We start from the raw sequence: 24,635 nt of genomic DNA on the forward strand, positions 1-24,635 counted from the left end.
GTATCATATTCTATGACAGCCTGCCCTTCAACAACTTGTTTTGCTTACCTGTAAAAATAAAAAAACTTCTCAAATGAGAAGTTTTCATATAGCATGATTATTATTTTCCCGCCAAACTTTCCTAAACTTTATATAACAGGCAATTCTCCAAGGAAAAATATACGATACTGCAACAACGTAAAATAATAAACCAATCGTTTGTTGATCTAAATCAACGATAAATTGTCTTGAACCATATCTTAAAAAGACAAGTGCAATAAAAGTAATTAAAAAAGCTGCACTTTTTTTCGTATAAATATTCCCATCATCTCTTCGTTCATAATTTGTTAATACTATAAGCGGTACAGCAAAAAGTACACCAATGAATACCGCTATAATTACTTGTAATATAGCTGGATGTACGGGACCTAAAAACCATACAATACCTGGTGTTAAAAATAGTAATGGCCATAAAATACGTTTTCCCGATCCCTTTATTGGCTTATGCATGGAGCGATAACGACGCCAAAATATCAGTAGTGCAATGCATAAAAAGACGGTTATTAGTGAGGACGTGTCTCCCATATATTTTCCTTCTCCCTAAAAGAATAATCTATCACTATTTTAAACTGTTCGTTCAAATGATACTTTACGAATAAATATACTACTAGTTATGATATAAAGAATTGTTAATCCAATTGAAATAACAATAAAATAAGGGATATCTATTAAAGATACATCATTTGTAAATAACAATCCTTTTATCCCTACTTCTCCATACAGCACACTATTTGTTGAAAGGAAAAGCGACCCACCAATCATGAGACCAATCCATTGAAATCTTTGCTTAAAAATTACTACTACTTGAAAGAAACATGCTATCGTAACATAAAATAAAAATTGTAAAATAAACTGTTGTATTAATTGCTCTCCAAAGTTAACATTTACTAAGTTATATTTTATATCTTGTAAAAACAGTATTTGAAGGAATGAAAACAATGCGGATTGCAACACAATATAGCAAATCGCTCCGATAAAATATTGTATTCTCGTTATACCAAATGAAACTGCTAAACGAAATAAATCATCTTGAACAATGAAAACACTCCCTACTATAAAAATCATAATTGCAATTGAAGGATTATTGATAATTTCGGGTAAATAACCAACTTTCGCTTCATTTAAATGAGCAGCATATAAAGCTCCTTTTATTAATAAAGCTACAATCCAAAATATTAAAATTGCTTTATAATGAAAATTTATATGTAACCTCAATTGTTTCATTAACATCGTCATTCCACTTCACCACCAGTCATGTGAATAAATAGTTTTTGTAATGTAATTCTATCAATTACTAAACCTTCTTTTTCAAGAGAGTAACAATCTTCATTAGAAAGCCCTTCCCATATAACAGCAATACCTTTATTCCCATAAATTTCTTTATTTATAACTTTTTTATTAATCAAGAACTCCTCCACTTTACCTTTTTGCCCTGAAATAATATGACCTTGTTGCAATAAATCTTCCACTGTTGATTGAACAACAAGTGCACCTTCTTTTATGATAATTACTTCTTCAATAACATGGGTTACTTCTTCTACCAGATGTGTTGATAATATAATTGTTCTGGGATACTCCCCGTAATCTTCTAGTAGTAAACTATAAAATAACTCACGATGTGCTGCGTCTAATCCTGTAGTTGGTTCATCAAAAATAGTAATTGTCGCTCTGCTTGCTAACCCTTTAATAATTCCTACAACTGTTTGCATGCCATGAGATAGTTTATGGTATTTCTCTGTTATATTAAGCTGAAATTTACCCGCCAGTTCTTCAGCAAACTTCTGATCCCAATTTTTATAAAACATGTTACATATCTTAAAAATTTCTTTTACGCTATAACTTAAATGAGACTCTTCTTTTACTCTAACGAAACAAATATTTTGCATCGCTTTACTATTTTCAAAAACATCTTCACCAAATATTGATACACTTCCACTACTTGAAGTAATTTGTCCTGCTAGTAAATTTAATAAAGTCGTTTTCCCTGCTCCGTTCCTTCCAAGCAAACCATATATTTTATTCTCTTCCAATGAAATCGTTACTTCATTTACAGCTATTTTCTTTTTATACTTTTTCGTTACATCTTTCGTTTCAAGTGCAATCATCCCTCTTTCCCCTCCTTCGTAATTTTTTGAATCATATCCATCAATTCATCTTTTGATATTTCTAGTACTTTCGCTTCTTCCCACACTTTAGGTAAATATTCAGTCATAAAAGTATTTTGTCTTTTTTTTAGTACAACTTCTTTTGCCCCTTTTGCAACAAACATCCCGATCCCTCTCTTTTTATATAAAATCCCCTCATCCACTAATACATTCACCCCTTTAGCTGCGGTAGCCGGATTTATTTGTAACATCTTCGCAAATTGATTTGTCGATGGAACTTGTTCTTCTTCAAGCAATATGTCTTTTAAAATATCAGATTCAATCGTTTCTGCAATTTGTATGTATATTAATTTATTTTGTTCTAGAGTCGGCTTCACATTTTCACCACCTTAGGTTCATAGGTTCATTACTTATGTAATTAACCATATCACATAGAATTATTTTTTTCCATAAATTTCTTTTACAAAAAAGAGAGTCATTCAATTAAGAATGTCTCTCTTTCTAAAAATTCGAAGTTTCAACTCTTGTTCTCAAATTCTTTTCATTTATACCATTTTGACAAAAATTAAACTGTTGTCCCTCAATACATTTTGTACGATCTACTACTTGCCCTAAATGATAGCTTGTATGCTCAACCAAATGTAATAGACTTTGAAGATCAATATGCCTTTTTTCTTCCCAGACCTGTATATATGCTTTGCCCCACTCATCAAATATTTCTTCAACAGTTTTTAACAAAGCTTCAGAGCTTATTTGTTTCACTGGAAAATATTCTTCAATTCCATTTTCAAAAACTATATTTGGATCCTTATAACGCCTTGTATTTCTCTGTAAATGTTCACAAATATGTAGTACGATTCCACCAATTGAATTAACAGAGGTCTCTTGTTTCCACAAATCTTCTTCACTAACGAGCCTAATTGCCTGTACTAACTTAGGTAAATAATGATCCTGCATTCTATGATAAGAAATTTTGTATACTAACTCCATCTTCTCCCCTCCATTATTTCAACTGGTTCACTTGATATTTAGCGAATAAAGATTTCCGAAAATCTTTATCTTCCACAAGCATTTTAATTTTTTCTTCATTGCCGTTAAAGAACTTTATAACTTTATTTTTATCCCATATATCTTTTTCTTTTGGAAAATCATCGAATTCCCTATGCAAAATTGATAACATTTCTTCCCTCGTTATCTTAAAGTTTTTATTTTCTATTTGAAACTCATAAGCTTTTGCGTTTGGTACTAAAATTACTAGATAGGTAGCATTAAAGAGAAAATTCTTCTTCATCGTATCTTTCTCATCAAACCAATACGTCTCAATCATTTCTTCTGTAAGAGCTCCACTCTCTTTTGCACCATAGTTCACTTTTATATTTTCATTTTCTAAACTTATACTTTGAACTGTTCCACCACCGGGTAAATGATTAATAATTGCAACCACATCTGAATTATTACCAACGTATGTCCCAGTATATTTCTTAAAATCATCTGACCTAACATCATATATATCTTTTATTCTTTCCCCGTTAGAACAAGCCGTAATGAATAAAAAAATTGTTAGCATAACGATTATGTTATGATGCATATATTTCATTTAGCATCCCCCATTTTTATCGATATTTCGTTAATTACAATATTTACTTTCAAATCCCTTTTTAAATATACGCATTTTAATCAAAATTAAAAATTTTCATTTTTTATGTTTACAATTATCCATTAATTGTATATACTTACTAACGTAAGAAAAAAATTCTAAAAGGAGGTCGAAGGAAATGATGAAATTACAATTACATGCATTAACTTTAGCGTTAACTGCACCTGTGTTTTCTGGACAATTAAATATGAATTCGACCACCCTAATGGAGAATTGAAAATCGTACTTTATTTCATTTAATTCATAAATTCGCCACAGGAGGTCGTATACTTTCCTGTGGCTTTTTCACGCCCAGCCATAGGAGAACTGTATCTTCCTGTGGTTTTTTTGCGCGATTTTTTAGTCTCTTACATTATTTTTCTAAGAAAGGAGCAACATTCAATGACTATTAGCGTATTGTTTTTAAGTATTACGATTCAAAGAAATACAATTTCCAAAGATGAAATTCTTCATAATGAGCAAATTGAAAAAGCTATGAATGATGTTAAGGAGCGCCAAGCACTTTACTGTGATCACCTGTAATTCCTTTTTGAAAGGAGGAATTCATTTATGACTTTTCATATTTTCTTTTTTACGACTGTGCTTCAAAAACATACTTTATCTGAAACTGAAATCAATCGTAAACAACAGTTAAAACAACTGACTGATAAAATAACTGACATTAAAAGTTCATACTACACTCAAATGTATTAAAAATATATTTTAAAGGGGTCATATATTCATGAAATTTAAAGCATTCTTTTTAACAATCACCATTCAAAAACGTAAGCTTTCACAGAAAGAGATTTTACGTGAACAACACATCCAAAGCATTATGGACGAAGTAAAAGAGCGCCAATCTTCTTATTACACTCGTCTTTTCTAAATCACTTATAAAGGGGTAATTATTTTATGAAATTTAAAGTATTCTTTTTAACCATTACCATTCAAAAAAATAAATTTTCCGAGTCTGAAATGCTTCATGAGCGACAAATTAATCAGGCTATGGATTCTGTAAAAGAAAGACAAAGTCATTACTGTAGTCACCTATAATTTCTTATTACACTCGTTTTTTCTAAATCATTTATAAAGGGGCAATTATTTTATGAAATTTAAAGTATTCTTTTTAACCATTACCATTCAAAAAAATAAATTTTCTGAGTCTGAAATGCTTCATGAACGTCAAATTAATCAGGCTATGAATTCTGTAAAAGAAAGACAAAGTCATTACTGTAGTCATCTGTAATTCCAATTCAAAAGGAGGAATTCACATATGAAGTTTCACCTTTTCTTTTTAACGATTACGATTCAAAAAGAAACAATATCTCAAAATGAATTAAAACAAGAAAGACAATATAAACAAGTTATTGATGAAATTCGAGATCGTAGAAGCAAGTACTACACTCACCTTTAATCGTTTAACTATATAGAATTGAAAGGAGTCGATTATGATGTTGATAGCACGCTGTAAGGAAATAATTTGGATAGTTCAGAGGGATTCCACATAGTTTTATAGAGCTTATATCACACAAGTTTATCAATGAATTTGATGTATAAAAAATATATAATAAAATCAAATCAACCCACTTTTAATTATTTATAAACAAAAGATACACCACTTAAAAAGCGGTGTATCTTCCTCAGTTTTTACTATTTTCGGTTACTTCTCTTCGTCTTAAACAATCTCACTAAGTTCGAAACAACTGTTTTTGTTACTGCATAAACTGGTACTGCTAAAATCATTCCGATAATTCCCGCAAAGTTACCTACCCCTAAAATTAAAATAATAATTGTTAGTGGATGAATATTTAATTTCGAGCTCATAATACGTGGTGAAATAATATTACTTTCAAACTGTTGTACAATTGTTACGATAATAATTACGTATAAGGCTTGCATCGGAGATACGAACAGTCCTACAATAACAGCTGGTGCTGCCCCGATAAATGGACCTAAGTTAGGAATGATGTTTGTAAATGCTGCGATAATTCCTAAAACGAAAGCGTACGGTAAATCAATAATTAAATAACCGATAAAAGTAAACGCACCTACAAATATACAAACGAGCGCTTGCCCTTGAATATATGCAGATAATGTTTCGTTCGTTTCCTTAATGATACGAAGCCCCTCTTCACGGTAAGACTCTGGTAATAAACTTACCGCTTTTCCTGGAAAGGCATGTCCATCTTTAAACATGTAAAATAAAATGAACGGTACAGTAAATACAACTAATGCAACGTTCGTGATAATACCAAATAAAGCCGTTGCACTCGACGTAATTGTATTTGGTATATCTTTTAAGTATTCAATCGCATTTTTTTCAATTGTTTCAATGGAAACGTAGTTTTGTGTAGATAACCATTCAAACAACCTATGATGTGATAATTCTTGTATGTATACTTTTCCCTCTTTTATGTAGCCTGGCATATTTTTTACTAAGTCCATTAGCTGTTGTGAAATCGTAGGAACAACTACTCCAACGCCAACCGCAGTTAATGTTATGATAAAAAGATATAACAGCAATATCGCTAAATTTCTAGGTACTTTTTTATTCTCCAAAAAGATTAATACAGGATTAAATATGAAGTATAAAAAAAGCGCGATTAAGATTGGGAAAAATAATGTTGATATGAAGATACCAATCGGTTGAAATAAAAATGATATTTTTGTGCAAATAAATATGATTCCTACAACCATTAGCACTTCTAATGTCCAAAAGTGCACTTTTGATTTCAAAAAAATGGCCTCCTTTAAACTAGCACTTCTCTTCATTGTACCAAAATAAGTATGAATTTCACATAATATTTTCCTTTACAATATTCCAAAATACCAATAAATACACTACAATGAGATTACATACAAATTTGCAGGTAAAGGTGATAAAAATGACACAATGCATCATTTGCAGAAAAGATACGAAAGAACTTAGTGAACAATATGTCATTCCAGAAATATTATGTGGATATTATTTCACAAACTCAATTTGTGATACTTGTCATGAACAAATGACAACAAATATTGATCGTCCTTTAATTAGGCATAAATTGAGTCAATTTAAGATTGAACAAATGAAAAGACAAATTGATTCCCCACTCTATACGAATGAGCACGGTGAGGAACTTGCGGCTGCTGAGACTGATGTTGTCGAAGTAAGCGACGAAATTCTTTATTCTAATGCATTAATTATGAAACTATGTAAAAAGCACGATATTTCCTTACATAATGAAATTTGGAAAGAGGAACGTGTAACGAAAGTAGCGAGTTCTATTCAACGTGAATTACTATTAGATAACCGTAAATATAAAATGAGTATATTAAAAATGGCTTATACATTCGCTGTACAAGCAGTTGATGGCTACTTTGAAGATCAAGATGCAATTGATATTTCTACCATTCTCTCAAATGCAGATTTCGTGGAACTAAAAGAAAAAAGCATTGTACGTGATTTAAGCAAAAGTTCTTTATGGAATACGCTAAATACAAGTAGTGAAAATCATTACTTTATTTTACTTAGCGATAAAGACGGTCTGTTTTGCTTCATTCGCTTGTTTGACATCTTTGATGTTGTCATTCATTTATCAGAAAAAAGATTTGACCTTCCATCACCCATTGTCGGTGTAAATAATGTGAATACACAGAAATTTTATGTCCAAAGTTTAAAACAGTATATGGATGGGCTGTTCAAAGAAAAAGCACCTACTATATAATAGATACCAGAACATACGGTCTCCTTTCTTGATGAAAAGACACTGTGTTATAATGAGTATGAAAAGAACAATACAATCACATAAACCAATTATAAATTGTATATAAATAAAAAAGACTAGTGTGCGGCTACACACTAGTCCACGTAACTTAGCAGATTGGATTGTTCATTTATCCTATTTGTTTCTTACAAACAAAACAACCCACATTCTATAGGCATAGGTGGGTTGTTATTTTTTGAGCTTGTCTATTAAAACGACGACGAACGTTAACAATGCAACGAGAAACAGTCCACCCTGCAGTAGCAACGCTATTTCACTCACGTATTATCACCCCCCTCCTACTCGGAGAAGTGATAATTGAACAACCAACCGCACCTTAAGTTACCCTTTGATTTTACCATATTTTCTAATAATTTACGATGAAAACCCGCAAGCGAATAACTTGCGGATTTTTTATACCCTATTAACAGGCAGTAAACAAAATGAAGCAATAAATAAGTGAAACTTTATTTCTCACTATTTTTTTAATGCATATGCATCAGCAATCATTTCACCAACAATTTTATTTTCTTCTTTCTTCTTGTCTTTCAATAATGGGAATAACAATTCTGCCACTTCATACGCTTCTTCTAAATGCGGATATCCTGATAAAACAAACGTATCAATTCCTAACGATTCATATTCTTTTATCCTTTCTGCTACTGTATGCGGATCGCCTACAAGTGCAGTACCTGCCCCACCTCTTACAAGTCCGATTCCAGCCCATAAATTAGGGCTTATCTCTAACGACTCTCTCGTACCTTTATTTAAATGTGTCATCCGTTTTTGACCAACCGAATCATATCTTGCAAATGTCTTTTGAGCAAGCTCAATTGTTTCATTATCCACATATTGAATTAAATGTTCGGCCTCTTCCCATGCTTCTTCTTCTGTCTCTCTTACAATTACGTGTAATCTAATGCCAAATCGGACTGTACGCCCCTTCTCTTCTGCAAGTTTTCTTACTTCTTCTACTTTTTCTTTTACTTGCTCTGGCGGCTCTCCCCACGTTAAATATACATCACTATGTTCAGCTGCTACTTCTTTTCCAGCAGCTGATGATCCTCCGAAATATATAGGAGGATATGGCGTTTGAACTGGTGGGAATACAACTTTACTATCTGTAACTTGAATATGTTTTCCTTCTAAAGAGATCGTTTCACCTTGCAATGTCGATTTCCAAACTTTTAAAAATTCATCCGCTGCTTCATACCTTTCATCATGATCAAGATATAATCCATCTCCTTGTAGTTCAACTGGATCTCCTCCAGCTACTACATTAATAAGCAGTCTCCCATCTGAAATTCTATCAAATGTAGATGCCATCCTCGCTGCAACTGTAGGGGACATTAGTCCTGGTCTTACTGCTACTAAAAATTTTAGTTTTTCTGTTTCAGCAGCAAGAGCTGAAGCTAACACCCAAGGGTCTTCACATCCTTGACCAGTTGGAAGTAAAACACCCGTATATCCTAAATAATCAGCTGCCGCAGCAACTTGCTTATAATAACCATATTCAGCTGCTCTTCCTCGTTTTGTCGTTCCTAAATATCGACCATCTCCATAAGCCGGAATAAACCATAATAATTCCATGCCTTTACACACCCCTTATTTATTTTGAATCGTATACTAACACATTCTATATAAATTACCCCTAATAATTTATATGTTAATTCCCAGTCTCACCTTTAAAATTATCTCGCCATCTTAAAAACTTCGCTTCTAGTAAACGTACTAGAGAGTCAGAAAACTTCCCAACAAATGCAAAGATAATTATGCCGACAAATACGATATCTGTATTTGAAAATTGCCTTGCATCCATAATCATATAACCAATACCTTCTGTAGATCCCATAAGTTCTGCTACTACTAAACTCACCCATGCAACACCTAACGATAACCTTGCTCCTAGTAAAAGATTAGGCAATGCAGATGGTAAAATGAGTTTCGTAATTAGTTTTCTTTTGCTAAACTCTAACACTCTCGCAACATCAAATAACTTTGAATCCACACCTCTAATACCTAAAAATGCGTTTACGTATAAAGGAAAAAATGCACCATCTGCAATTAATAACACTTTCGATGTTTCACCAAAACCGAACCATAATACGAAAAGTGGCGCAACAGCTAGATGAGGTACAGTTCTTAACATTTGCACAGGTGGATCTAAATATTGCTCACTTCTCGTTGAAAATCCAACAATCGTTCCTAAAATGATTCCTAAGCCCCCACCAATAAAGAAACCAGCCGCAGCCCTGAATACACTAATACTTAAATGGCCGAATAACTCTCCTGTTTTAATAAGCTCTTGGAAAGCTAGAAAAATATCTAATGGTGTTGGTAAAACTGTTTTAGAAACAAGACCGAATACGCCAGCTAACTGCCAAATTATTAATATAATAACCGGTATAGTAATCGCCCTTACTAAAACTTTTACATTTAACTTTCGCACATTCTTAACTCTGTTTTTCTCAATCGTTATACTCGCTGGTTTAATAACAGCTTTCGTATTTTCCACTTTACAAAACCTCTTTTCACTTCGCTTTCAATGCTTTTTCTACGAAAGAATTATCTACAACTTTTTCCGCCTTAATTTCTTTCTTTATAGAACCGAGCTTATATTGAAAATCCGCTGTCTTTTGTTGTTCTGCTATTATTTCCTTCGTTACCGGAACTAAAATTGGTTTGTCGTGATTAAACACTTCTTTTACGATCTCCGCATCTATCTTTTTTACAGAAGTATATACTTTTATTGCTTCATCTAAGTTAGCATCTTGCCATACACGTGCTTTCTCATAAACTTTGAGGAATTTCTCAACTAATTCTGGATGTTCTTTCGCAAATTTTGTTCTCGTAATTAAAAATTCTGGTGAAGAGACATTTAATGTTTCACCGTCTGCAATCACCTTCGCACCTTTATTTAACGTATGTAATGATATGAAAGGGTCCCAAATCGCCCATGCATCTACTGATCCTGATTCGAATGCAGGCTGCGCTTCATCTGGTTGTAATTGAATGACATTTACCTCTTTTGCATCAATCCCTTCTTTATCAAGTGCTCGATACAATAAATTAAAGGCACTACTTCCTTTTGCTACTGCAATTTTTTTACCTTTTAACTCTTTTACACTCGCAATCTTGCTATCTTTTTGAACGAGAATTCCAGTTCCTTTTCTCGCATAACTTGTATTGGCGATTTCGGTAAATCCAATACCTGCTGCTTGCGCTGAAATGACTGGAGAATTCCCTACTTCACCAAAGTCTAATCGGTTTGATGCGATTGCTTCAAAATAAGGAGGTCCACTTTGGAACTCTGTCCATTTCACTTTAACTCCTTCTTTTTTAAACTCCTCTTCAAACCACCCCTTTTTCTTTGCTAGTAATAGCGGGCTTAACCCTTGCTGTATACCAATTTGTATTGTTACATCTTCTTTCTTACTACTTGCTGTACTTTTTTCACATCCTAATAAACATACTGATATAGCTAAAGCAAAAGAAAGAATTTTTAATTTTTTATACATATAAAATCACCCTTTTCCTATATACTTGTTTGAATCAACCCTCCATATTCAAACTGCTGTAATACTTTCGTTCGAAGTTGTTGGAACGATTGAGAAGTTTTATTTCGCGGATAAGGCAAATTATTTTCAATCACTTTATGTATTTTCCCTGGTTTTGCACTCATAATGATGATTCGGTTTGAAAGATATATCGCTTCGTCTATATCATGTGTAACGAATATCATTGTTGTTTTCTTCTGCTCCCAAATATTTAGCAATACTTCTTGTAAATGACTTCGAGTAAAAGCATCCAGCGCTCCAAAAGGTTCATCAAGTAATAATACATTTGGATCTCTTAATAACGCTCTCGCTATCGCAACACGTTGTGACATCCCGCCTGAAATTTCTTTCGGATACGATTTTTCAAAGCCATCTAACCGAACGATTTCAACCCATTCTCTCACCTTATCTTTCACATACTTATCTTTTAACGACAAATCTGCCGCTATATTTTCTTCAACTGTTAACCATGGAAAAAGCCTATGTTCTTGAAAAATAAAACCTTGTTTCTTGCTCGTTTTTAAGATAGGCTCCCCGTCAATAACAACTTCACCTTCAAAATCATTATCTAGACCTGCAACAATTTTTAGTAATGTACTTTTTCCGCACCCACTCGGACCAATTACTGTAACAAAATCCCCTTCCTCTAATTGAAAATTAATATTCTCTAGCACTTGAACCGTACCAGTTTGTTTCAAAAAATATTTTGATACCCCATCAATTGAAACAGTCATTTCTTCCCCTCCTTAAAATGATTCATATAAATGAACAGATTCAGTATTTGTGCAATAAAAAAACCAAAGGCATTTTATCTGTTGATAAAATGCCTTTGGTTTCTCCAATCAGCAATACGTTATGGAATTAAGTACATATTATACAAATATTTCCGATAAGTCAACTAGGTTTTATTAAAACATACATATGATTTGTTTGAACATTTTACTTTTGTTTATTTAAACGATATCGTTTACTTACTATTTTTTCTGATCTTTAATCCACTGTAACCAATAAGAAAACTCACACGCTAAATGCATTTGATGGGATTTAATTAGACTATTAGGACAAAGGGCTGGGAACTCAACAACTAGACTTACTTCTATCCCTGTATCAGTATCTTTAAATTGATGTCGAACTCCACCAATAGTAGTACCATCTTTCATACGTGCAACACCTGTTGATTGGTATTGATAAGATTTATCTCTCGGTGTTTTCAATCCGGTTTCGTCACCAAAAACAATGAAAAATTGAACTGGAAACGGAGAATTACCAGTAGTTTCGATAACCTCTAATTCATTTTCCCCAAAGGGTCTTAGTACATAGTGATCAGGACAAGCAGATAAATTCACTTTGTTATTTTCACGTGATTGTTCAAGCATCAAACTATCAATTCCATGTATAGCTACTTCTGCTGTAATCCCGTCTAAATAAATACTAGTTTTTGAAAATTTTCGTCTATCGCCAGATAAAAGAGTACAGATACGCATACCTAATGCACTTAATCTAAGTTTTGATTTCAACTTTTCGTACATTTCATTGTATGTATATCGCAACTTTATTTCCGTTAGCTGTTTTATCATGACGTCTGTATCATTTATTTCAAGCTCTTTATGTCCTAATGTATATAATACTTTTTTTATCCGTTCTCTTTTCCATTTTATAAGTTGCTCTTGTGAGATATTATTTCCATCGATAATAATTTTCATAAACTTTCTCCTTCCTTTTGATTGTATCGTAGTGTAGTTAATACTAAATTAACCATTTCATGTTTTGTATCTAGATTCAACTTTACTTCTGAATGAGCAATACTGTTAAGACCGTATAAAATAAATCCAGAAGCTAATAATGAGTTATCAGTATAAAAAATCCCTGTTTTCACTCCCTCTTCAATTACTTGTCTAATGAACGGTTGCATACGTGCGAATAATTTCTGTTCCAGTTGAAAATGTTGTTCCGTCTGAAACGAACTCACATTTTTATAGGGTGCTAACTTTTCAATAAATGTCCAAAATATATCTAGTGAATCTTTCATCTTTTGCATGACAGACCGTTCATTTGAAACAAGTATTTCTTCAATTAACTCCATATTTTTCACAATACAGTCATTTAAAACTTCATCAACAAAATTCTCTTTAGACTTGAAGTAATAATAAAATAAGCCCGTTGCTACACCTGCATGATTCACAACATCTTTTATGCCAAATCCTTTCATACCATTTTTCATATATAGTTCAAAACCAATATCCATTAACTCTTGGCGTCTTACATCTGGTTCTTTTGATATTCTTTTCATACGTCATCTCCTACAATGTTTTCACCACGACTGAATCTAATTCAATCATAAACGACTGAACTTGATTCAGTCAATATTATTTCATAAATTTAAAATCGATTTAATAACTAAGCGACGAAATTTCTACAAAAAAAGAGTAATCTCAAGAGATATGCTACTAACCTTAGATTTATCAAAAAAGTTAGATCATATAACTTGAGACTACTCATTCCCATTCAAAATATTTATGTAATTAAATTTTATTTCCTCTGCACTCTGGCTGTCTCCAAAACTATTGGTGGCAGCTCTTTTGGAATGATTTCTTTTAATCCATAAAGAGCTTTCTTCACATAACCACCTTCGAAATTTCCTAATGGTTCTGGTAATTCATCCTCATCCAATATGAAGTATTCTCCATTTGGAAGTACCATAATATCGATGATTAAATCTTCAAAGGAAACCACTTCATCTTTTATTTGTGTGTTTTTTACGATATTAAAATAGGAACCTAAATACTTTCCTTTTATATCTCTCCATACGTATAAATTGTACGGACGATCTTTCCAGTAATATGCGATTGTATAACTCCCTTTTGGGATTGTTAACTTAGTATCATTTGCAGTCATTGTAAATGAATACTGCACCTCGTGAAATAAAACGATACTTTGTGATTGCTTTTCAAGTAATAAGCAATTGTGATCTACTATTGTTGAGTTATACCGGATTTTTCTTTCTATAATTTCAATTTTCGATGTAAGTAACTTATTCATTATTTTGTTTCCCCTTATGCTAGTTCTATCCTCAATTATATCCATTTATGTAGTAATAAAGAAGTGTATAGTTTTTTATATAATGATTTATACAAGTACATAATAAAAACTCCTTCTTATTTAGAAAGAGTTTTTCACTATCCATGTTTCATATTTTTTCACTTCTAACGGAAGCTCATTTGTTTTTATGCAACTAACAGTACTATTACTCATGTTTTAACTTTTCCTTAACCGCATCATAAAATTTTCGTTCTTCATCAACATTTAAGTAAACACGACTTACTGTTTTAGAAAAGCCGTATAACAACTGCGCTTTCACTGACTCTTTTAATGTTATTTCAAAAGTAGCAGGTTCTTTTATGAACTCCATAACAGTTGCATCCAATACCTGTCTCCCTTCTTTTGCCGTTAGCAATTCACCCTTGTAGAACGCAATATTATCAATTTGTGTAAATGGCACAACAATTTTCTTTCCTAATCCGATTTGAATGATTACTTGTTCTTCTGTTACGACAAGTGGATTTTTGCGCATCGCTTGTATTTCAGCTATAAAATAAATCATCGCGTATACATTTAAAATAAGTAAAATCCATGCTATTACTGGATTCCACTGATGTAGTAAATAATGAAAACCAATGCTTTCAATTGCTGTTGCATGAATAATCATGATATACACACCTATAGCACCAGTCTTTTTATGATATGAGTATACAGATTTACCTGTTGGTACTTTTTCACGCCACGATAAAAACGCATAATAGATTAACTTACACTCTGTTAGAATGACATCTATTAACTTACCTCTTTTCATAGTAGCGTCAAACGCTGCATCAATTGCATAAGAAAAGGAATAATTTTCTCTTCTATATTCTTTATATTTTTTTATTATTTTAGGAAGCACTCTAACAATTTTATAGAGAAGGAATAATTCTAGACCTACAAATGCAATTTCAGCCGCAACAATAATATAAGAGATGAATGAAAAAGCTTGTAAATAATCACTTGGAATAATAAATCTTGCAAAAATATAACCAGCTATTACAACAGGAACTATATATGTTAACGAGTATCTTTTTCGAATAATGAAGAAATACGTGATGATTGGAATGACAAACATGCAATCTAATAATGACCCAAGCACAACTTCTTTCGGCGCAACTGGTACAATTGGAAGGGCATACAATAAATAGTTTGATAGCATAATTAAAGAGACGAGTCCAATCCAAATACCTTTTCGCCTTCGTGATAGTGTAACCTTCATACGTTCACTCCTTTATTTAAAAACCTCATTTAAATGGTCTTTATAAAATGAAATGGCACGTTCAAATTCTTTTACTTCCTCTACTTTCACGACAGTTTCAAGTAATAATTTCATCGCTGATTCGTGATCGTTTACGTTATATTTTGCTAATGATAAAAATACTTTCATCGGAGCATTCTCTGGAAATTTTTTCACCCCAGCTTCTAATACTGTAATTGCCTTTTCATATTCCCCTATACAACGATATGTACTTCCTAAACCAATATAAGCACCGCAAAGCGATTCGCCATCAAGTCCATTTGCGATTGCCTGCTCATAATACGGAACTGCTTCTGTTTCTAGCCCCATTACATCATGTATCCACGCACATTGATACAGTACTTCTGCATCCTTTGTAAAGTTTGTTAATCCTATAAGCATCTCTTTAGACTGCGCATATTTCTTTTCATTTCTAAGTTTAATAGCTTGCTTTAATAAATGTTCCATAGAATCCACTCCTCACCAATTATTCTGTGTATAGCTCTTGATTGGTATACGCTTCACATTCGTGTAAAAGTAAAATTCCCACCAATTAAAGTTTCGCTTACTTATTACTATGCGGATTCATTCTCATCTAAAAACTTAATTTTAAAAAGCAGTGACACGATTACATAATACCTCTAAGCTTTTGACAATTTCTTTCGCTGTTTCATCTTTCCCATTACACAACTTCCCTTTACCATCCTGTCCAATTACATAATGCACAGCCCCGCGCGAATATAAAGAATGTGGTGAATTCGCAATCATTACATTCGCCCTTGCTTCTTTCATTCTATTTTTTGCTCTTTCAAACAGTTCTTCTTCATTTAAATCACTTTCAAGTTTAAAACCAACAAGTACTGTTTCTGGGTCCCATTCTTTTATTTGTTTTAATACCTTTGGAGCCTTTTGAAAGTGAATAATCGGTGCTATATCACTTGAAATTTTTCCGTTCATATTAAGAACATTACCATCTTGATCACAAATTTTCTCTACAATCCAATCTGATCCAGCCGCTGCCATAATGACTGCATCAACCTTTTCATGTGATATGATACTTTTCATTTTATCTTGTAAATCAACGATTCCTTCAAATGGATGTAATTCTAACCCTCTATGTACATCACTCGGTTTCTCCGCAAAATAACCGTGTAAATATATAACATGTGCCCCTTTAGCTAGAAGTTCTTCTGCGATTATCCTTCCGATTGTACCTTTGGCCATATTCGTATGCCCGCGTACTTGATCCCATTTTTCTAGACAACCACCGCTCGTAATTAATACCTTTTTCCCCTTCATTGTAACCATCCCTTACTAATTTTTCTTACGAAACCATTCTGTTCCAAAGTCAACTATATCACGCTGTTTCATTAGACGACACGTTGCATTCCCTATCTTCCCATTTTTTACAGTTCCTTTTCGCTCAAACTCCACACCAATTTCTACAAACTTCTCAGATTCGTAATCCATTTCAACAAACTCTTTCCACACTCTTTCACCGTTTTCTATAATAGGTGCTCCTACTTGTATTAACTCACATGCACCAGAACGCACCTCGGATAAATGAACAGACGTATTGGAATCATATCCAACACCAATTAATAATACGTACCCGTCTAAATCATATATTTTTCTTAATGGAGATTCTTCTCCAAAGCTCATTGATAACGAATGGTTCATTGTTATTCCTACTGCATGTTTTCCCCATGCAGCAAAACTTCCTAACGGATGATTACTACGTACTACATTCGGATATGTACGAAAACATTCAACTATTTCACCCATTCCCCTTGTTGGGGTTATACGTGAATCAAATGCTGGGACGTTATCTCGGATAATTTGCCACCAGTCTTCCGGTACAGGTGGTCTTGACCAATGTTTCGGATCGGACAAATCCGAAGATTGCGTTGGCATTATTATCGTTCCTTCTTCCGTAACAACTTTCATTAATGCTTCTACTACAGCAACGGCACCACCAGATATCCACCCGATAGAACTTAGTGATGAATGAACGATAATTGTCATTCCTTTTTCGACTCCTAATGCTTTTAAATCTTTTGTTATTGTTTCGATTGTATTTGGAAATTGTGTACTTGCTACTATTTCATTCATTTTCATATTGGTTCCCCCACTAGCCACGTAAATTTAAACTTTTATATAAATATATTATCATATTTTTCTTAATTTTTAACTTAATCATATTCATTACTACAAAAATATGTATATTATTATACTGAAGCCTCAAAACTCTATTAAAATCGTAGATAATGATGAGCGAGAGTTTTTTTGAAATGAAGAAAAATGTAAATCCTATTTTTTCAAACTATACTCCATATGCATATTTTATACTATTTTTCCATGTAACAATGAAGTCTTTCTATCCCTGGATATTTTTCTCCTAAACTTTTAACTTGAAAACCAATTCTTTTATAAAATTCTACCGCCCCATCGTCTGTCTCCGCTTCTATATAAGTCAATTGATATATCCTTACCACTTCTTTAATCATTTGCAGTGCAATTCCTTTTTGACGATAATCTGGAGCCACTGCTATATGACATATGCGTGCTTTAGTTTCTCCGATTATTTCAATACCTAGACAAGCTTTTTCTTCATATTTGTACAAAGTCCCTTTATTACTTTGATAAAATATTACTGCCTTCTTTAAGCTTATTTCATTTGGACCGACGGCATATTGTAGCACATTTAATATTGAATCTTTCTCAATTTGTTTAACACACTGTAAATTCATACTTTCATCCCTTTCTATGAAAAAAGACTAGCTCTTAATAAAAAGAGCTAATCTCATTACGCCGTTATTTTTTCTTCTTTTTTTACAACGACAGCCACATAACTATGAAGTATCATTCCAATAATAACGAGACTCATACCAATCCAAGATAATGATGATGGGATTGGTGCAGATAACCAGATCAACTCTCCTACTAGCGCAAATAAAACTTCACCAGACTGCGTCGCTTCCACTGTTGCTAATTTTTGCGGATCATCTTTCACAAGATCTGTTGCAAAGAAAAATAATACTGTCGCGATTAACCCAGAGCTAACTGCTACAATAAAACATTGAAAAACTTGGCTACTTGACGGTAATCCGCCTGTTGATACTTCGTAACCAGATAATAAAAACCAAAATGGTAAACTTGCTAATGTCATACCGAGTACTCGCTGAAATACATCTAATTCCCCTTTACAAACTTGCATCATTTTTCTATTTCCAAGAGGATACGCAAATGCTGCAATAAGTACAGGAACTACACATAAAACGGTTTCACGAATACCTAATGAAGAAGCATGTTCTACTTGCATGAGAACGACACCGAATAAAATAATGCCCGACATTACTAATTCCTTCATCGGAAGTTTTTTATGTAGTGGATCCACCGCAAAAAATGGTGTTAACAAAATCCCTGCAACGATTGTAATTTGCCATGTTGATGCAACGAGCCAACCTGGTCCGAACGCTCCAGCAAAACTAAGCGGTGCATAAAAGAGACCAAATCCAACGATACTCCACACTAACCATTCTTTCGGATTGTTTTTCATATATTGAAAGAGTTGCTTTAAGTTCCCTCTATACATAACAATAAGTAATAGCATTGGAACCATAAAATAATACCGTAATGATGCACTCCAAATCCAGCTTCCACCTTCTAAGTCCATTGCCCTGTTCAAAACAAAAGTAAAGGCAAAGAAAAATGATGCCAGTATTCCTATAACAATTGCTTTCATTGTAAAACCCCTTGTATTTAATTTTTTATCTCTATGACCTATATTTTAGTATACGCGATGAAAAATCTACATTCAAACTTACATTTCACTTTAGGATGATGAAGGAATTGTAGTAGATTTACATGGGAATAAAGTGCATTGGTATGAAATCGAGGCCATTACATATCAAAATTTTCAAGGGTCAAAATCTACTTTAATCTCGACCCACTATACTCACCATGAAAATATACGCATCCGCTATAAAAGATGGCTACCAACTATTGCACATTCAATTTACTGGTTTTCTATTGAGAAACCAAAAGATTATCATAAAAATTTAATGATAGCTTGGGAAGAAAAGCGAACGAATAAAAACAAACGCCTCCTTTAATTATTATTTAGGGGCGTTCGTTCATTCAAAAATTAAAGAATATGTAGTTTATATTCTCTGTATAATTTCCTCAATCGACTTATATGAGCTTGATGATACCGATTATGATCTGCTATATGCCATATTCCCCATCTTATTGTCGCAGTTTCGCCTTTTTCATACAAAACTTCCCGCGTTAAATCAGTTTCTGTTAGTTTCATACATTCTTCATAAAACAATTTTTGCACTGCTTCATAATCTTGCATTAACTCTTGCAATGTGTTTTTTCTTAAACTTGGTAATTCTCCTACTTCATTTAACATAGGACCATATTTATTTTCAAATGCTGGCGGAACATCTTCTCCCTTGAAACGATACACCCAATGTAAATCAACAACTGCTAAATGCTGAAGTAACTGCCCAATACTATTTTCATTATTTTCAGACCCTTTATAGGATAGTTCGTTCTCTTCAGTACCTTCGACTAACCTTTGCAATCTATTAAACGTATCAGCAACCGTCGCATACAAAATCGCTACTTGAGGGTCCATTTTTCTTTCTAAATGGAGATCTTTCATACAAAACTTCCTCTCTTAAAAGAACAACACCATATGTTCATCATCACTATACACACCATTCATTTTTATAGCCCTTTTTTCAATTCCGTATGTTTTAAATCCCATTGATTCATATAATCGTTTGGCTGGTTCGTTCGTTGACACAACCCCTAAATTCAATTGCTCTAGCTTCATCTCTTTTGCCCTTTCAATTGCTTTACGTATTAAATCACGTGCAAGACCACTTCTTCGATTTTCAGTATCTACATACATTGCAACGATATGTCCTTTATGCTTATATGCGTCTTTTTCTTCTGTTAATAAAGTAACAACCCCAACTAAACGATTTTCATTATTAAAAGCACCAAATGTAAAACTACTGTTGGATGAAAGATTACTAGCAACTCGTTCAAGAGGGTTTTCTTGACGTACTGCTTCTTCATAAGTCGTTATAAATGCTTCTGGATTTACTTGTAGTGCTTGTAAACGCAACTCCCAATATTTTTTTGCATCCGCTTTTGTAAGTAATCGAATCATTTTATTTTCCCCTTTTTAATTTACATAATATTTTTATAGGTTATTAATTTTTGATTCATACTCTTCTTTTAATATACTGTAACGATAGCGATGAATGAACTTTCCCTGTCTCAATCGATCATTTCTCATTAACCCTTCGCATACAAATCCGGCACTTTCATAACTCTTTTTAGCTTTTGTATTATCTTCATCTACACGTAACCAAATTTTCTCCAATTCAAACTGAGAAAAACCTATTTGTAACATGCTGTTTAGAGCTGCCATTCCAAATCCTTTACCCCAATAGTCTTTATTTCCAATCGCAATTCCTAGTTCAGCATTTTTATTTGTTTTATCAAAATTTTTAAGGTCTACCCATCCAATATGTATACCTGTCTCAGTAACCATTGCCCTTTGTTCATAACCATTTTTTCGGCTTATACAAGCTTCAACCCAGTTTCTCGTATCTCCACGAGTGAACGGAGGATATTGATCTGGTAAAACTAAATGCTTTGTTACATCTCTATCTAATGACCATTGATAGCGATCTTCTACATCATCTAGTGTCAATTCTCTTAATTGAACATATGGTACATTCATTTTTTTCTCCTCTCTTTATTTACCAATAGAAAATCCTTCGAACACTCTTCCACCATACTGTTCTAACGTCTTTTCTATAAAATGAATTAATTCATTTTTCCCTCCCGTTTTATAAAAATGATCAAAAGCGGCTACAAATTTGTTTGCATATTGCTCATCATATCTTTTTAGCACTCTAATAAACCATTTTGAACTCCCAAGCCACTTACCATTTACTCTTAATACATATTCATGTACTAAATCGGCTAATAAATTAGCGATAAACAATTCTTCTTCTCTTTTTGTTGCACCAATAAAGTCATCTAAAGTATCCGTAATAAAATATCGCTTCTGCTTAATCGTTTCTTCGGTCCATTTAGCTGGTCCTTTATGTAGTAAATCATTCGCTTCTTTTTTTAATTTCTCAACAATTTCCTGTTCCCCTTTTAAGGCAATCCCTTCTGAAACTAATTGTGGTAACGACGGCCTCCCTCGATCACAATCCATTTTGAAAAAGGTTTTATATGTTTCGAAATTATGAACAAACACCTCAACAGGCCATCCATTACTATAGAAAGATTCTCTATAGCAAGAAGTTAAACTTTGATCGACTATTACAATGTCAAGGTCAGATGTTTTCGTCGCTTCTCCTCGTGCAACGCTTCCGCCGAGTAAAGCTACATCACAATTCGGAAATTGTAATGTAATTATGTTTTGTGCTGCTTCAATTGGTTTCATAACCGATCCTCTTTTCTTATTTCACTTTCTTTTTTTCAGCTCTTTCTCTCGCTTTTTTTATATAGCTTTCTGCATCTGGTGTTTTACATGATGTTGCACCATGATCAACCTCTATTTTTCCAATTTCACTTGCAATTTCAATCGCTTGTCGCTCTAAGTCTTCATTACGAATTCCTATTGCGATTAAAGCACTATTCATCGCTTCTTTTTTTCTATTTTTTTCATTATGTATATTTTCTTTAATCTCTTCTAAGTACGGAGAGAAGAAATCATCATGTAACGTTTTATTTTTAATCGCTATATTTGCTAATAAAGACCAGCCAGCTCTTCCAATCCATTCATCATTAGACTTTATCCACTCTTCCATTCTTTCTATTGCAATTGGCGAAGTACATATAGATGTCATCAGAACATCCATTAAACAGTAATAATCAACATCCTGAATCCAACTATTAAGCTGTTCTGTCGTTATTTTTTTCGGGTCTAAAATATAAGTTGCTAATGTCATTGCGTCCATATTTTTCGTTTCCCACAATTCAACTGCTAAATCGTGATCTTTTTTTATCTTCTTTTTTAACAATTTTAAATTCGCAAAACTAACTCCAAATAACGGCTCTTTCGCTCCCTGGTTTTTATACGTTTTTCGATTTTGTTCTGTTCCATATTCCTCTAGTTGCTGCATTACTTCCTCAAGTAACATATACCCACCTCTTTATCTTTTATGTTAACTGTATATATGTATGTACGATATATTCTACATTACTTTTTGTTTTTCCTATATTTATTTTTAAAATACGGTATGTGAAATTTCTAAACATTGCACAGCTATACCATCAAAAAACTGTACATGTTAAACATACAGTTTTTTGATGGTATCAATTTTGCGTAGAATAAGATATAAACTACGAAAGAACTTTTAATAAGATGTGTATTTCCAACATGTTTAGAAAACGCTTCAAAATGGTTTACTATCTTACTTTTATACCTCCTTCATAAATTATGTTTACTACATTTGTTCTTAGCCAAAATACTTTCTACATTTTAATAACTCTCTCAATAAAAATTTCTTATATAAAAATCCCTACAAACACTGTAGGGATTTATGTCTAAATCATTTTGTTACACTCTATTTCATATGAAAATAGTTTTCTTATTCAGATGCATTCATAAGCACAATTCTCCAACCGTCTGGATCCTCTATTGTGGTTCCTTTCTCTATCCAATACGGGTTTTCAGGTTCTACCTCATGATAGCCCATATTACTTAATCGATTCACTATCTTTTCAATTTCATCTTTAATAGGCATATAAAAAACTAGTAAATTATCTTTTGTCGGTGCCGGACATGGACTTCCATTAACATGTGTAGTAAACTCCAAATGATACTCTTCATCTGGTAAGCCAAACATAACCCCATCATATCCTTCATGATTGTGAAATTCCCCTATACGTTTTAAACCTAATCCTGTTTCATAAAAACTTATCACTTCTTCAAATTTATCTGTTGGTCTTGCAATTCTAAATTGAACCCAATTCTTCATGCAAATCTCCTCCTTTTCATTTTCCAAAGCTTTATAGTAATTAGTATAGGTTACATATATTCCCTTTAACATCCCTCATTAGTGTGAACTTCCTAAGTTGAAAGACCTATTAGTTAATAAACAATAGGACTTTAGTATAAAATTCATATAAAATTAGTTATATAAATATAGAGATGAATTACAAGCTATTACGTATGAAATAGTTCTCCTTGCAGGGCCTTTATATACCGATCAGCAGATCTTTGTACAGCTTTATTCGCATCTTCCACCACACCATGAAATGCATTATATAGTCGACTAAATTGGATATCTTTTACCTTCTCTGCCATATCTCTAACTTTATTCGCTGGTAATGGAATGAGATTGGGATAACTATACATAAAACTTACCCATTTTCGATCCGAAACTACTTGTATAATATCACCTGATAACAAAATACCTTTCCCTTCATTACCGTCTTTCCAATGTATAACAGTTCCACCCTTAAAATGGCCTCCTAAGCGATGCAATGTAAGTTCTTCCGATAATATCAGATGCTCCCCAGACCAAAATTTAATTTGCTTACTCGGACGAACCACCCACTCTTTATCATCTTCATGAATATAAATAGGTACATTGAATGTTTCCGCCCATTTAACTTGTGTAGAGTAATAATGTGGATGAGAAAGTGCTATTGCTTGAATACCACCTAAATCATATATACGTTGTATCGTTTTATCATCTAAATAACTAATGCAATCCCACATAACATTTAGAGTTTTACTTTGTATTAAAAATGCTGTTTGTCCAATCGCAAATTTAGGTTTAGTAGTAATGCTATACAAACCGCTTTCTTCTTTTATTATTTCGTTTTTGTATAAATTGCTATTTTGCATCGTTTCTAATGTTGTCCATGACTGCCCAATTGGATTAACATATTGTCTTTCCTCATTACAAATTTTACAGCGAGAAGGTGCTTCTTCATTTTCGGGATACTGTACTCCACATGTAGTGCAAATATAATTATCCATATTCCCACTCCTTTTTTCATGTAATTGTTTCTTTACCAATATTTTAATAAAAAACAAAAATATTCGAATCAATAATTGGAACGAAAACGAAGTGATACGAAAGTATGATTTGGTGATTGAAAGTTTAAATTCATCCTATTTTTCAAAACTGCAATTGATATAAAATCTTGCATACTTTTGAGTAAACTTTTTTACACTTG

General features: G+C 32.9%; 34 protein-coding genes and 1 pseudogene. 7 read left to right on the forward strand and 28 right to left on the reverse strand.

Going from position 1 to position 24,635, the window contains the following annotated elements; genetic code table 11:
* Window positions 1–84 precede the first annotated feature (84 nt).
* From MR112_RS14435 to MR112_RS14460, 6 genes are all read right to left on the reverse strand, one after another.
* Entirely contained in the window at window positions 85–564 is a 480-nt protein-coding gene (locus tag MR112_RS14435) for a CcdC family protein (protein ID WP_000502963.1), read from the reverse strand.
* Between the two features lie 39 nt (window positions 565–603).
* Complete coding sequence (locus MR112_RS14440; protein WP_000178200.1) at window positions 604–1,275, reverse strand: DUF4052 domain-containing protein; 672 nt, start codon at window positions 1,273–1,275, stop codon at window positions 604–606.
* Window positions 1,272–2,144 carry an ABC transporter ATP-binding protein gene (locus tag MR112_RS14445; protein WP_000560923.1) on the reverse strand — a complete coding sequence of 291 codons (873 nt, stop codon included), beginning with the start codon at window positions 2,142–2,144 and terminating at the stop codon, window positions 1,272–1,274. Before MR112_RS14445 ends, MR112_RS14440 begins: the two co-directional genes overlap by 4 nt.
* The gene (locus MR112_RS14450) at window positions 2,141–2,521 is read right to left on the reverse strand and encodes a GntR family transcriptional regulator (RefSeq protein ID WP_000805185.1); all 381 of its coding nucleotides are present in this window, start codon (window positions 2,519–2,521) and stop codon (window positions 2,141–2,143) included. The genes MR112_RS14445 and MR112_RS14450 overlap by 4 nt, the downstream gene beginning before the upstream one ends.
* 124 nt (window positions 2,522–2,645) lie before the next feature.
* Window positions 2,646–3,134 carry a DinB family protein gene (locus MR112_RS14455; protein ID WP_000424643.1) on the reverse strand — a complete coding sequence of 163 codons (489 nt, stop codon included), beginning with the start codon at window positions 3,132–3,134 and terminating at the stop codon, window positions 2,646–2,648.
* 13 nt (window positions 3,135–3,147) lie between these two features.
* Window positions 3,148–3,741: a DUF4825 domain-containing protein gene (locus MR112_RS14460; protein WP_063245537.1), complete on the reverse strand. Its 594-nt coding sequence runs from the start codon at window positions 3,739–3,741 to the stop codon at window positions 3,148–3,150.
* A gap of 441 nt (window positions 3,742–4,182) precedes the next feature.
* Here MR112_RS14460 and MR112_RS14465 point away from each other — a divergent pair, with 441 nt between their 5' ends.
* The 6 genes from MR112_RS14465 to MR112_RS14490 are packed head-to-tail and all read left to right on the forward strand — an operon-like array spanning window position 4,183 to window position 5,194.
* Window positions 4,183–4,323, forward strand: a complete 141-nt coding sequence (locus MR112_RS14465; RefSeq protein ID WP_000156193.1) for a YrzI family small protein — start codon at window positions 4,183–4,185, stop codon at window positions 4,321–4,323.
* A gap of 27 nt (window positions 4,324–4,350) precedes the next feature.
* Window positions 4,351–4,494, forward strand: coding sequence for a YrzI family small protein (locus tag MR112_RS14470; protein ID WP_000142712.1), 144 nt, complete (start codon window positions 4,351–4,353; stop codon window positions 4,492–4,494).
* A gap of 28 nt (window positions 4,495–4,522) precedes the next feature.
* Complete coding sequence (locus tag MR112_RS14475; protein WP_000668965.1) at window positions 4,523–4,666, forward strand: YrzI family small protein; 144 nt, start codon at window positions 4,523–4,525, stop codon at window positions 4,664–4,666.
* 26 nt (window positions 4,667–4,692) lie between these two features.
* On the forward strand, window positions 4,693–4,833 hold the full coding sequence (locus tag MR112_RS14480) for a YrzI family small protein (protein WP_000669805.1): 141 nt from the start codon (window positions 4,693–4,695) through the stop codon (window positions 4,831–4,833).
* Between the two features lie 52 nt (window positions 4,834–4,885).
* Window positions 4,886–5,026 (forward strand): YrzI family small protein, encoded by a 141-nt coding sequence (locus MR112_RS14485; protein WP_000669806.1) that lies wholly within the window; start codon window positions 4,886–4,888, stop codon window positions 5,024–5,026.
* Window positions 5,027–5,053: 27 nt separating this feature from the next.
* Window positions 5,054–5,194 (forward strand): YrzI family small protein, encoded by a 141-nt coding sequence (locus tag MR112_RS14490; RefSeq protein ID WP_000668497.1) that lies wholly within the window; start codon window positions 5,054–5,056, stop codon window positions 5,192–5,194.
* A gap of 236 nt (window positions 5,195–5,430) precedes the next feature.
* Here the strand turns inward: MR112_RS14490 and MR112_RS14495 are convergent, their stop codons facing one another.
* The gene (locus MR112_RS14495; RefSeq protein WP_000837892.1) at window positions 5,431–6,516 is read right to left on the reverse strand and encodes an AI-2E family transporter; all 1,086 of its coding nucleotides are present in this window, start codon (window positions 6,514–6,516) and stop codon (window positions 5,431–5,433) included.
* A gap of 149 nt (window positions 6,517–6,665) precedes the next feature.
* On the opposite strand from MR112_RS14495, the gene MR112_RS14500 reads away from it, so the two are divergent.
* The gene (locus tag MR112_RS14500) at window positions 6,666–7,487 is read left to right on the forward strand and encodes an HNH endonuclease (RefSeq protein ID WP_242245064.1); all 822 of its coding nucleotides are present in this window, start codon (window positions 6,666–6,668) and stop codon (window positions 7,485–7,487) included.
* 228 nt (window positions 7,488–7,715) lie between these two features.
* Here the strand turns inward: MR112_RS14500 and MR112_RS14505 are convergent, their stop codons facing one another.
* The 21 genes and pseudogenes from MR112_RS14505 to MR112_RS14605 all read right to left on the reverse strand — a co-directional run bounded on the left by MR112_RS14505 (window position 7,716) and on the right by MR112_RS14605 (window position 24,435).
* Entirely contained in the window at window positions 7,716–7,808 is a 93-nt protein-coding gene (locus tag MR112_RS14505; RefSeq protein ID WP_001289320.1) for a putative holin-like toxin, read from the reverse strand.
* A gap of 195 nt (window positions 7,809–8,003) precedes the next feature.
* Complete coding sequence (gene ssuD, locus MR112_RS14510; protein ID WP_078186511.1) at window positions 8,004–9,116, reverse strand: FMNH2-dependent alkanesulfonate monooxygenase; 1,113 nt, start codon at window positions 9,114–9,116, stop codon at window positions 8,004–8,006.
* Window positions 9,117–9,192: 76 nt separating this feature from the next.
* Window positions 9,193–10,041, reverse strand: a complete 849-nt coding sequence (locus MR112_RS14515) for an ABC transporter permease (protein ID WP_048538286.1) — start codon at window positions 10,039–10,041, stop codon at window positions 9,193–9,195.
* Between the two features lie 16 nt (window positions 10,042–10,057).
* Complete coding sequence (locus MR112_RS14520; RefSeq protein WP_242245065.1) at window positions 10,058–11,044, reverse strand: aliphatic sulfonate ABC transporter substrate-binding protein; 987 nt, start codon at window positions 11,042–11,044, stop codon at window positions 10,058–10,060.
* Between the two features lie 17 nt (window positions 11,045–11,061).
* Entirely contained in the window at window positions 11,062–11,817 is a 756-nt protein-coding gene (locus MR112_RS14525) for an ABC transporter ATP-binding protein (RefSeq protein ID WP_000218576.1), read from the reverse strand.
* A gap of 240 nt (window positions 11,818–12,057) precedes the next feature.
* Entirely contained in the window at window positions 12,058–12,786 is a 729-nt protein-coding gene (locus tag MR112_RS14530; RefSeq protein WP_000691336.1) for a hypothetical protein, read from the reverse strand.
* Complete coding sequence (locus tag MR112_RS14535; RefSeq protein WP_063245541.1) at window positions 12,783–13,373, reverse strand: TetR/AcrR family transcriptional regulator; 591 nt, start codon at window positions 13,371–13,373, stop codon at window positions 12,783–12,785. The genes MR112_RS14530 and MR112_RS14535 overlap by 4 nt, the downstream gene beginning before the upstream one ends.
* Before the next feature lie 239 nt (window positions 13,374–13,612).
* Window positions 13,613–14,122: a ribonuclease FAU-1 family protein gene (locus MR112_RS14540; RefSeq protein ID WP_063245542.1), complete on the reverse strand. Its 510-nt coding sequence runs from the start codon at window positions 14,120–14,122 to the stop codon at window positions 13,613–13,615.
* Between the two features lie 205 nt (window positions 14,123–14,327).
* Complete coding sequence (locus MR112_RS14545; RefSeq protein ID WP_063245543.1) at window positions 14,328–15,383, reverse strand: hypothetical protein; 1,056 nt, start codon at window positions 15,381–15,383, stop codon at window positions 14,328–14,330.
* Between the two features lie 12 nt (window positions 15,384–15,395).
* Window positions 15,396–15,869 carry a tetratricopeptide repeat protein gene (locus MR112_RS14550; protein WP_000400636.1) on the reverse strand — a complete coding sequence of 158 codons (474 nt, stop codon included), beginning with the start codon at window positions 15,867–15,869 and terminating at the stop codon, window positions 15,396–15,398.
* A gap of 141 nt (window positions 15,870–16,010) precedes the next feature.
* Window positions 16,011–16,700 (reverse strand): phosphopantothenoylcysteine decarboxylase domain-containing protein, encoded by a 690-nt coding sequence (locus MR112_RS14555; RefSeq protein ID WP_000676726.1) that lies wholly within the window; start codon window positions 16,698–16,700, stop codon window positions 16,011–16,013.
* Window positions 16,701–16,715: 15 nt separating this feature from the next.
* On the reverse strand, window positions 16,716–17,519 hold the full coding sequence (locus tag MR112_RS14560) for an AAC(3) family N-acetyltransferase (RefSeq protein WP_000783347.1): 804 nt from the start codon (window positions 17,517–17,519) through the stop codon (window positions 16,716–16,718).
* Between the two features lie 230 nt (window positions 17,520–17,749).
* On the reverse strand, window positions 17,750–18,151 hold the full coding sequence (locus MR112_RS14565; protein ID WP_001053116.1) for a GNAT family N-acetyltransferase: 402 nt from the start codon (window positions 18,149–18,151) through the stop codon (window positions 17,750–17,752).
* Between the two features lie 56 nt (window positions 18,152–18,207).
* On the reverse strand, window positions 18,208–19,146 hold the full coding sequence (locus MR112_RS14570; RefSeq protein ID WP_000644594.1) for a DMT family transporter: 939 nt from the start codon (window positions 19,144–19,146) through the stop codon (window positions 18,208–18,210).
* 402 nt (window positions 19,147–19,548) lie between these two features.
* Complete coding sequence (locus tag MR112_RS14575; protein WP_000653845.1) at window positions 19,549–20,073, reverse strand: DinB family protein; 525 nt, start codon at window positions 20,071–20,073, stop codon at window positions 19,549–19,551.
* A 15-nt stretch (window positions 20,074–20,088) separates the two neighbouring features.
* Entirely contained in the window at window positions 20,089–20,589 is a 501-nt protein-coding gene (locus tag MR112_RS14580) for a GNAT family N-acetyltransferase (protein ID WP_000620314.1), read from the reverse strand.
* Between the two features lie 33 nt (window positions 20,590–20,622).
* Complete coding sequence (locus tag MR112_RS14585; RefSeq protein ID WP_227900838.1) at window positions 20,623–21,168, reverse strand: GNAT family N-acetyltransferase; 546 nt, start codon at window positions 21,166–21,168, stop codon at window positions 20,623–20,625.
* Window positions 21,125–21,885 (reverse strand): annotated as a pseudogene (locus MR112_RS14590) (nucleotidyltransferase domain-containing protein). The gene MR112_RS14585 and the pseudogene MR112_RS14590 overlap by 44 nt, the downstream one beginning before the upstream one ends.
* A 16-nt stretch (window positions 21,886–21,901) precedes the next feature.
* Window positions 21,902–22,585 (reverse strand): DNA alkylation repair protein, encoded by a 684-nt coding sequence (locus MR112_RS14595; RefSeq protein ID WP_242245066.1) that lies wholly within the window; start codon window positions 22,583–22,585, stop codon window positions 21,902–21,904.
* A 450-nt stretch (window positions 22,586–23,035) separates the two neighbouring features.
* Window positions 23,036–23,425, reverse strand: coding sequence for a VOC family protein (locus MR112_RS14600; protein ID WP_000800667.1), 390 nt, complete (start codon window positions 23,423–23,425; stop codon window positions 23,036–23,038).
* 188 nt (window positions 23,426–23,613) lie between these two features.
* Window positions 23,614–24,435 (reverse strand): MBL fold metallo-hydrolase, encoded by an 822-nt coding sequence (locus tag MR112_RS14605; RefSeq protein WP_000371021.1) that lies wholly within the window; start codon window positions 24,433–24,435, stop codon window positions 23,614–23,616.
* Window positions 24,436–24,635 lie beyond the last annotated feature (200 nt).

Origin of the sequence: Bacillus cereus group sp. BfR-BA-01330 (genome assembly GCF_022663885.1) — a bacterium.
GTDB classification, from domain to species: Bacteria; Bacillota; Bacilli; order Bacillales; family Bacillaceae_G; genus Bacillus_A; species Bacillus_A cereus.

Coding starts and splice junctions, on each gene's coding strand:
- MR112_RS14435 (WP_000502963.1), bottom strand. CDS start 564: ATGGGAGACACGTCCTCACTAATAACCGTCTTTTTATGCATTGCACTA.
- MR112_RS14440 (WP_000178200.1), bottom strand. CDS start 1,275: ATGACGATGTTAATGAAACAATTGAGGTTACATATAAATTTTCATTAT.
- MR112_RS14445 (WP_000560923.1), bottom strand. CDS start 2,144: ATGATTGCACTTGAAACGAAAGATGTAACGAAAAAGTATAAAAAGAAA.
- MR112_RS14455 (WP_000424643.1), bottom strand. CDS start 3,134: ATGGAGTTAGTATACAAAATTTCTTATCATAGAATGCAGGATCATTAT.
- MR112_RS14460 (WP_063245537.1), bottom strand. CDS start 3,741: ATGAAATATATGCATCATAACATAATCGTTATGCTAACAATTTTTTTA.
- MR112_RS14465 (WP_000156193.1), top strand. CDS start 4,183: ATGACTATTAGCGTATTGTTTTTAAGTATTACGATTCAAAGAAATACA.
- MR112_RS14470 (WP_000142712.1), top strand. CDS start 4,351: ATGACTTTTCATATTTTCTTTTTTACGACTGTGCTTCAAAAACATACT.
- MR112_RS14475 (WP_000668965.1), top strand. CDS start 4,523: ATGAAATTTAAAGCATTCTTTTTAACAATCACCATTCAAAAACGTAAG.
- MR112_RS14480 (WP_000669805.1), top strand. CDS start 4,693: ATGAAATTTAAAGTATTCTTTTTAACCATTACCATTCAAAAAAATAAA.
- MR112_RS14485 (WP_000669806.1), top strand. CDS start 4,886: ATGAAATTTAAAGTATTCTTTTTAACCATTACCATTCAAAAAAATAAA.
- MR112_RS14490 (WP_000668497.1), top strand. CDS start 5,054: ATGAAGTTTCACCTTTTCTTTTTAACGATTACGATTCAAAAAGAAACA.
- MR112_RS14500 (WP_242245064.1), top strand. CDS start 6,666: ATGACACAATGCATCATTTGCAGAAAAGATACGAAAGAACTTAGTGAA.
- ssuD (WP_078186511.1), bottom strand. CDS start 9,116: ATGGAATTATTATGGTTTATTCCGGCTTATGGAGATGGTCGATATTTA.
- MR112_RS14520 (WP_242245065.1), bottom strand. CDS start 11,044: ATGTATAAAAAATTAAAAATTCTTTCTTTTGCTTTAGCTATATCAGTA.
- MR112_RS14525 (WP_000218576.1), bottom strand. CDS start 11,817: ATGACTGTTTCAATTGATGGGGTATCAAAATATTTTTTGAAACAAACT.
- MR112_RS14530 (WP_000691336.1), bottom strand. CDS start 12,786: ATGAAAATTATTATCGATGGAAATAATATCTCACAAGAGCAACTTATA.
- MR112_RS14535 (WP_063245541.1), bottom strand. CDS start 13,373: ATGAAAAGAATATCAAAAGAACCAGATGTAAGACGCCAAGAGTTAATG.
- MR112_RS14540 (WP_063245542.1), bottom strand. CDS start 14,122: ATGAATAAGTTACTTACATCGAAAATTGAAATTATAGAAAGAAAAATC.
- MR112_RS14545 (WP_063245543.1), bottom strand. CDS start 15,383: ATGAAGGTTACACTATCACGAAGGCGAAAAGGTATTTGGATTGGACTC.
- MR112_RS14550 (WP_000400636.1), bottom strand. CDS start 15,869: ATGGAACATTTATTAAAGCAAGCTATTAAACTTAGAAATGAAAAGAAA.
- MR112_RS14555 (WP_000676726.1), bottom strand. CDS start 16,700: ATGAAGGGGAAAAAGGTATTAATTACGAGCGGTGGTTGTCTAGAAAAA.
- MR112_RS14560 (WP_000783347.1), bottom strand. CDS start 17,519: ATGAAAATGAATGAAATAGTAGCAAGTACACAATTTCCAAATACAATC.
- MR112_RS14565 (WP_001053116.1), bottom strand. CDS start 18,151: ATGAATTTACAGTGTGTTAAACAAATTGAGAAAGATTCAATATTAAAT.
- MR112_RS14570 (WP_000644594.1), bottom strand. CDS start 19,146: ATGAAAGCAATTGTTATAGGAATACTGGCATCATTTTTCTTTGCCTTT.
- MR112_RS14575 (WP_000653845.1), bottom strand. CDS start 20,073: ATGAAAGATCTCCATTTAGAAAGAAAAATGGACCCTCAAGTAGCGATT.
- MR112_RS14580 (WP_000620314.1), bottom strand. CDS start 20,589: ATGATTCGATTACTTACAAAAGCGGATGCAAAAAAATATTGGGAGTTG.
- MR112_RS14585 (WP_227900838.1), bottom strand. CDS start 21,168: ATGAATGTACCATATGTTCAATTAAGAGAATTGACACTAGATGATGTA.
- MR112_RS14595 (WP_242245066.1), bottom strand. CDS start 22,585: ATGTTACTTGAGGAAGTAATGCAGCAACTAGAGGAATATGGAACAGAA.
- MR112_RS14600 (WP_000800667.1), bottom strand. CDS start 23,425: ATGAAGAATTGGGTTCAATTTAGAATTGCAAGACCAACAGATAAATTT.
- MR112_RS14605 (WP_000371021.1), bottom strand. CDS start 24,435: ATGGATAATTATATTTGCACTACATGTGGAGTACAGTATCCCGAAAAT.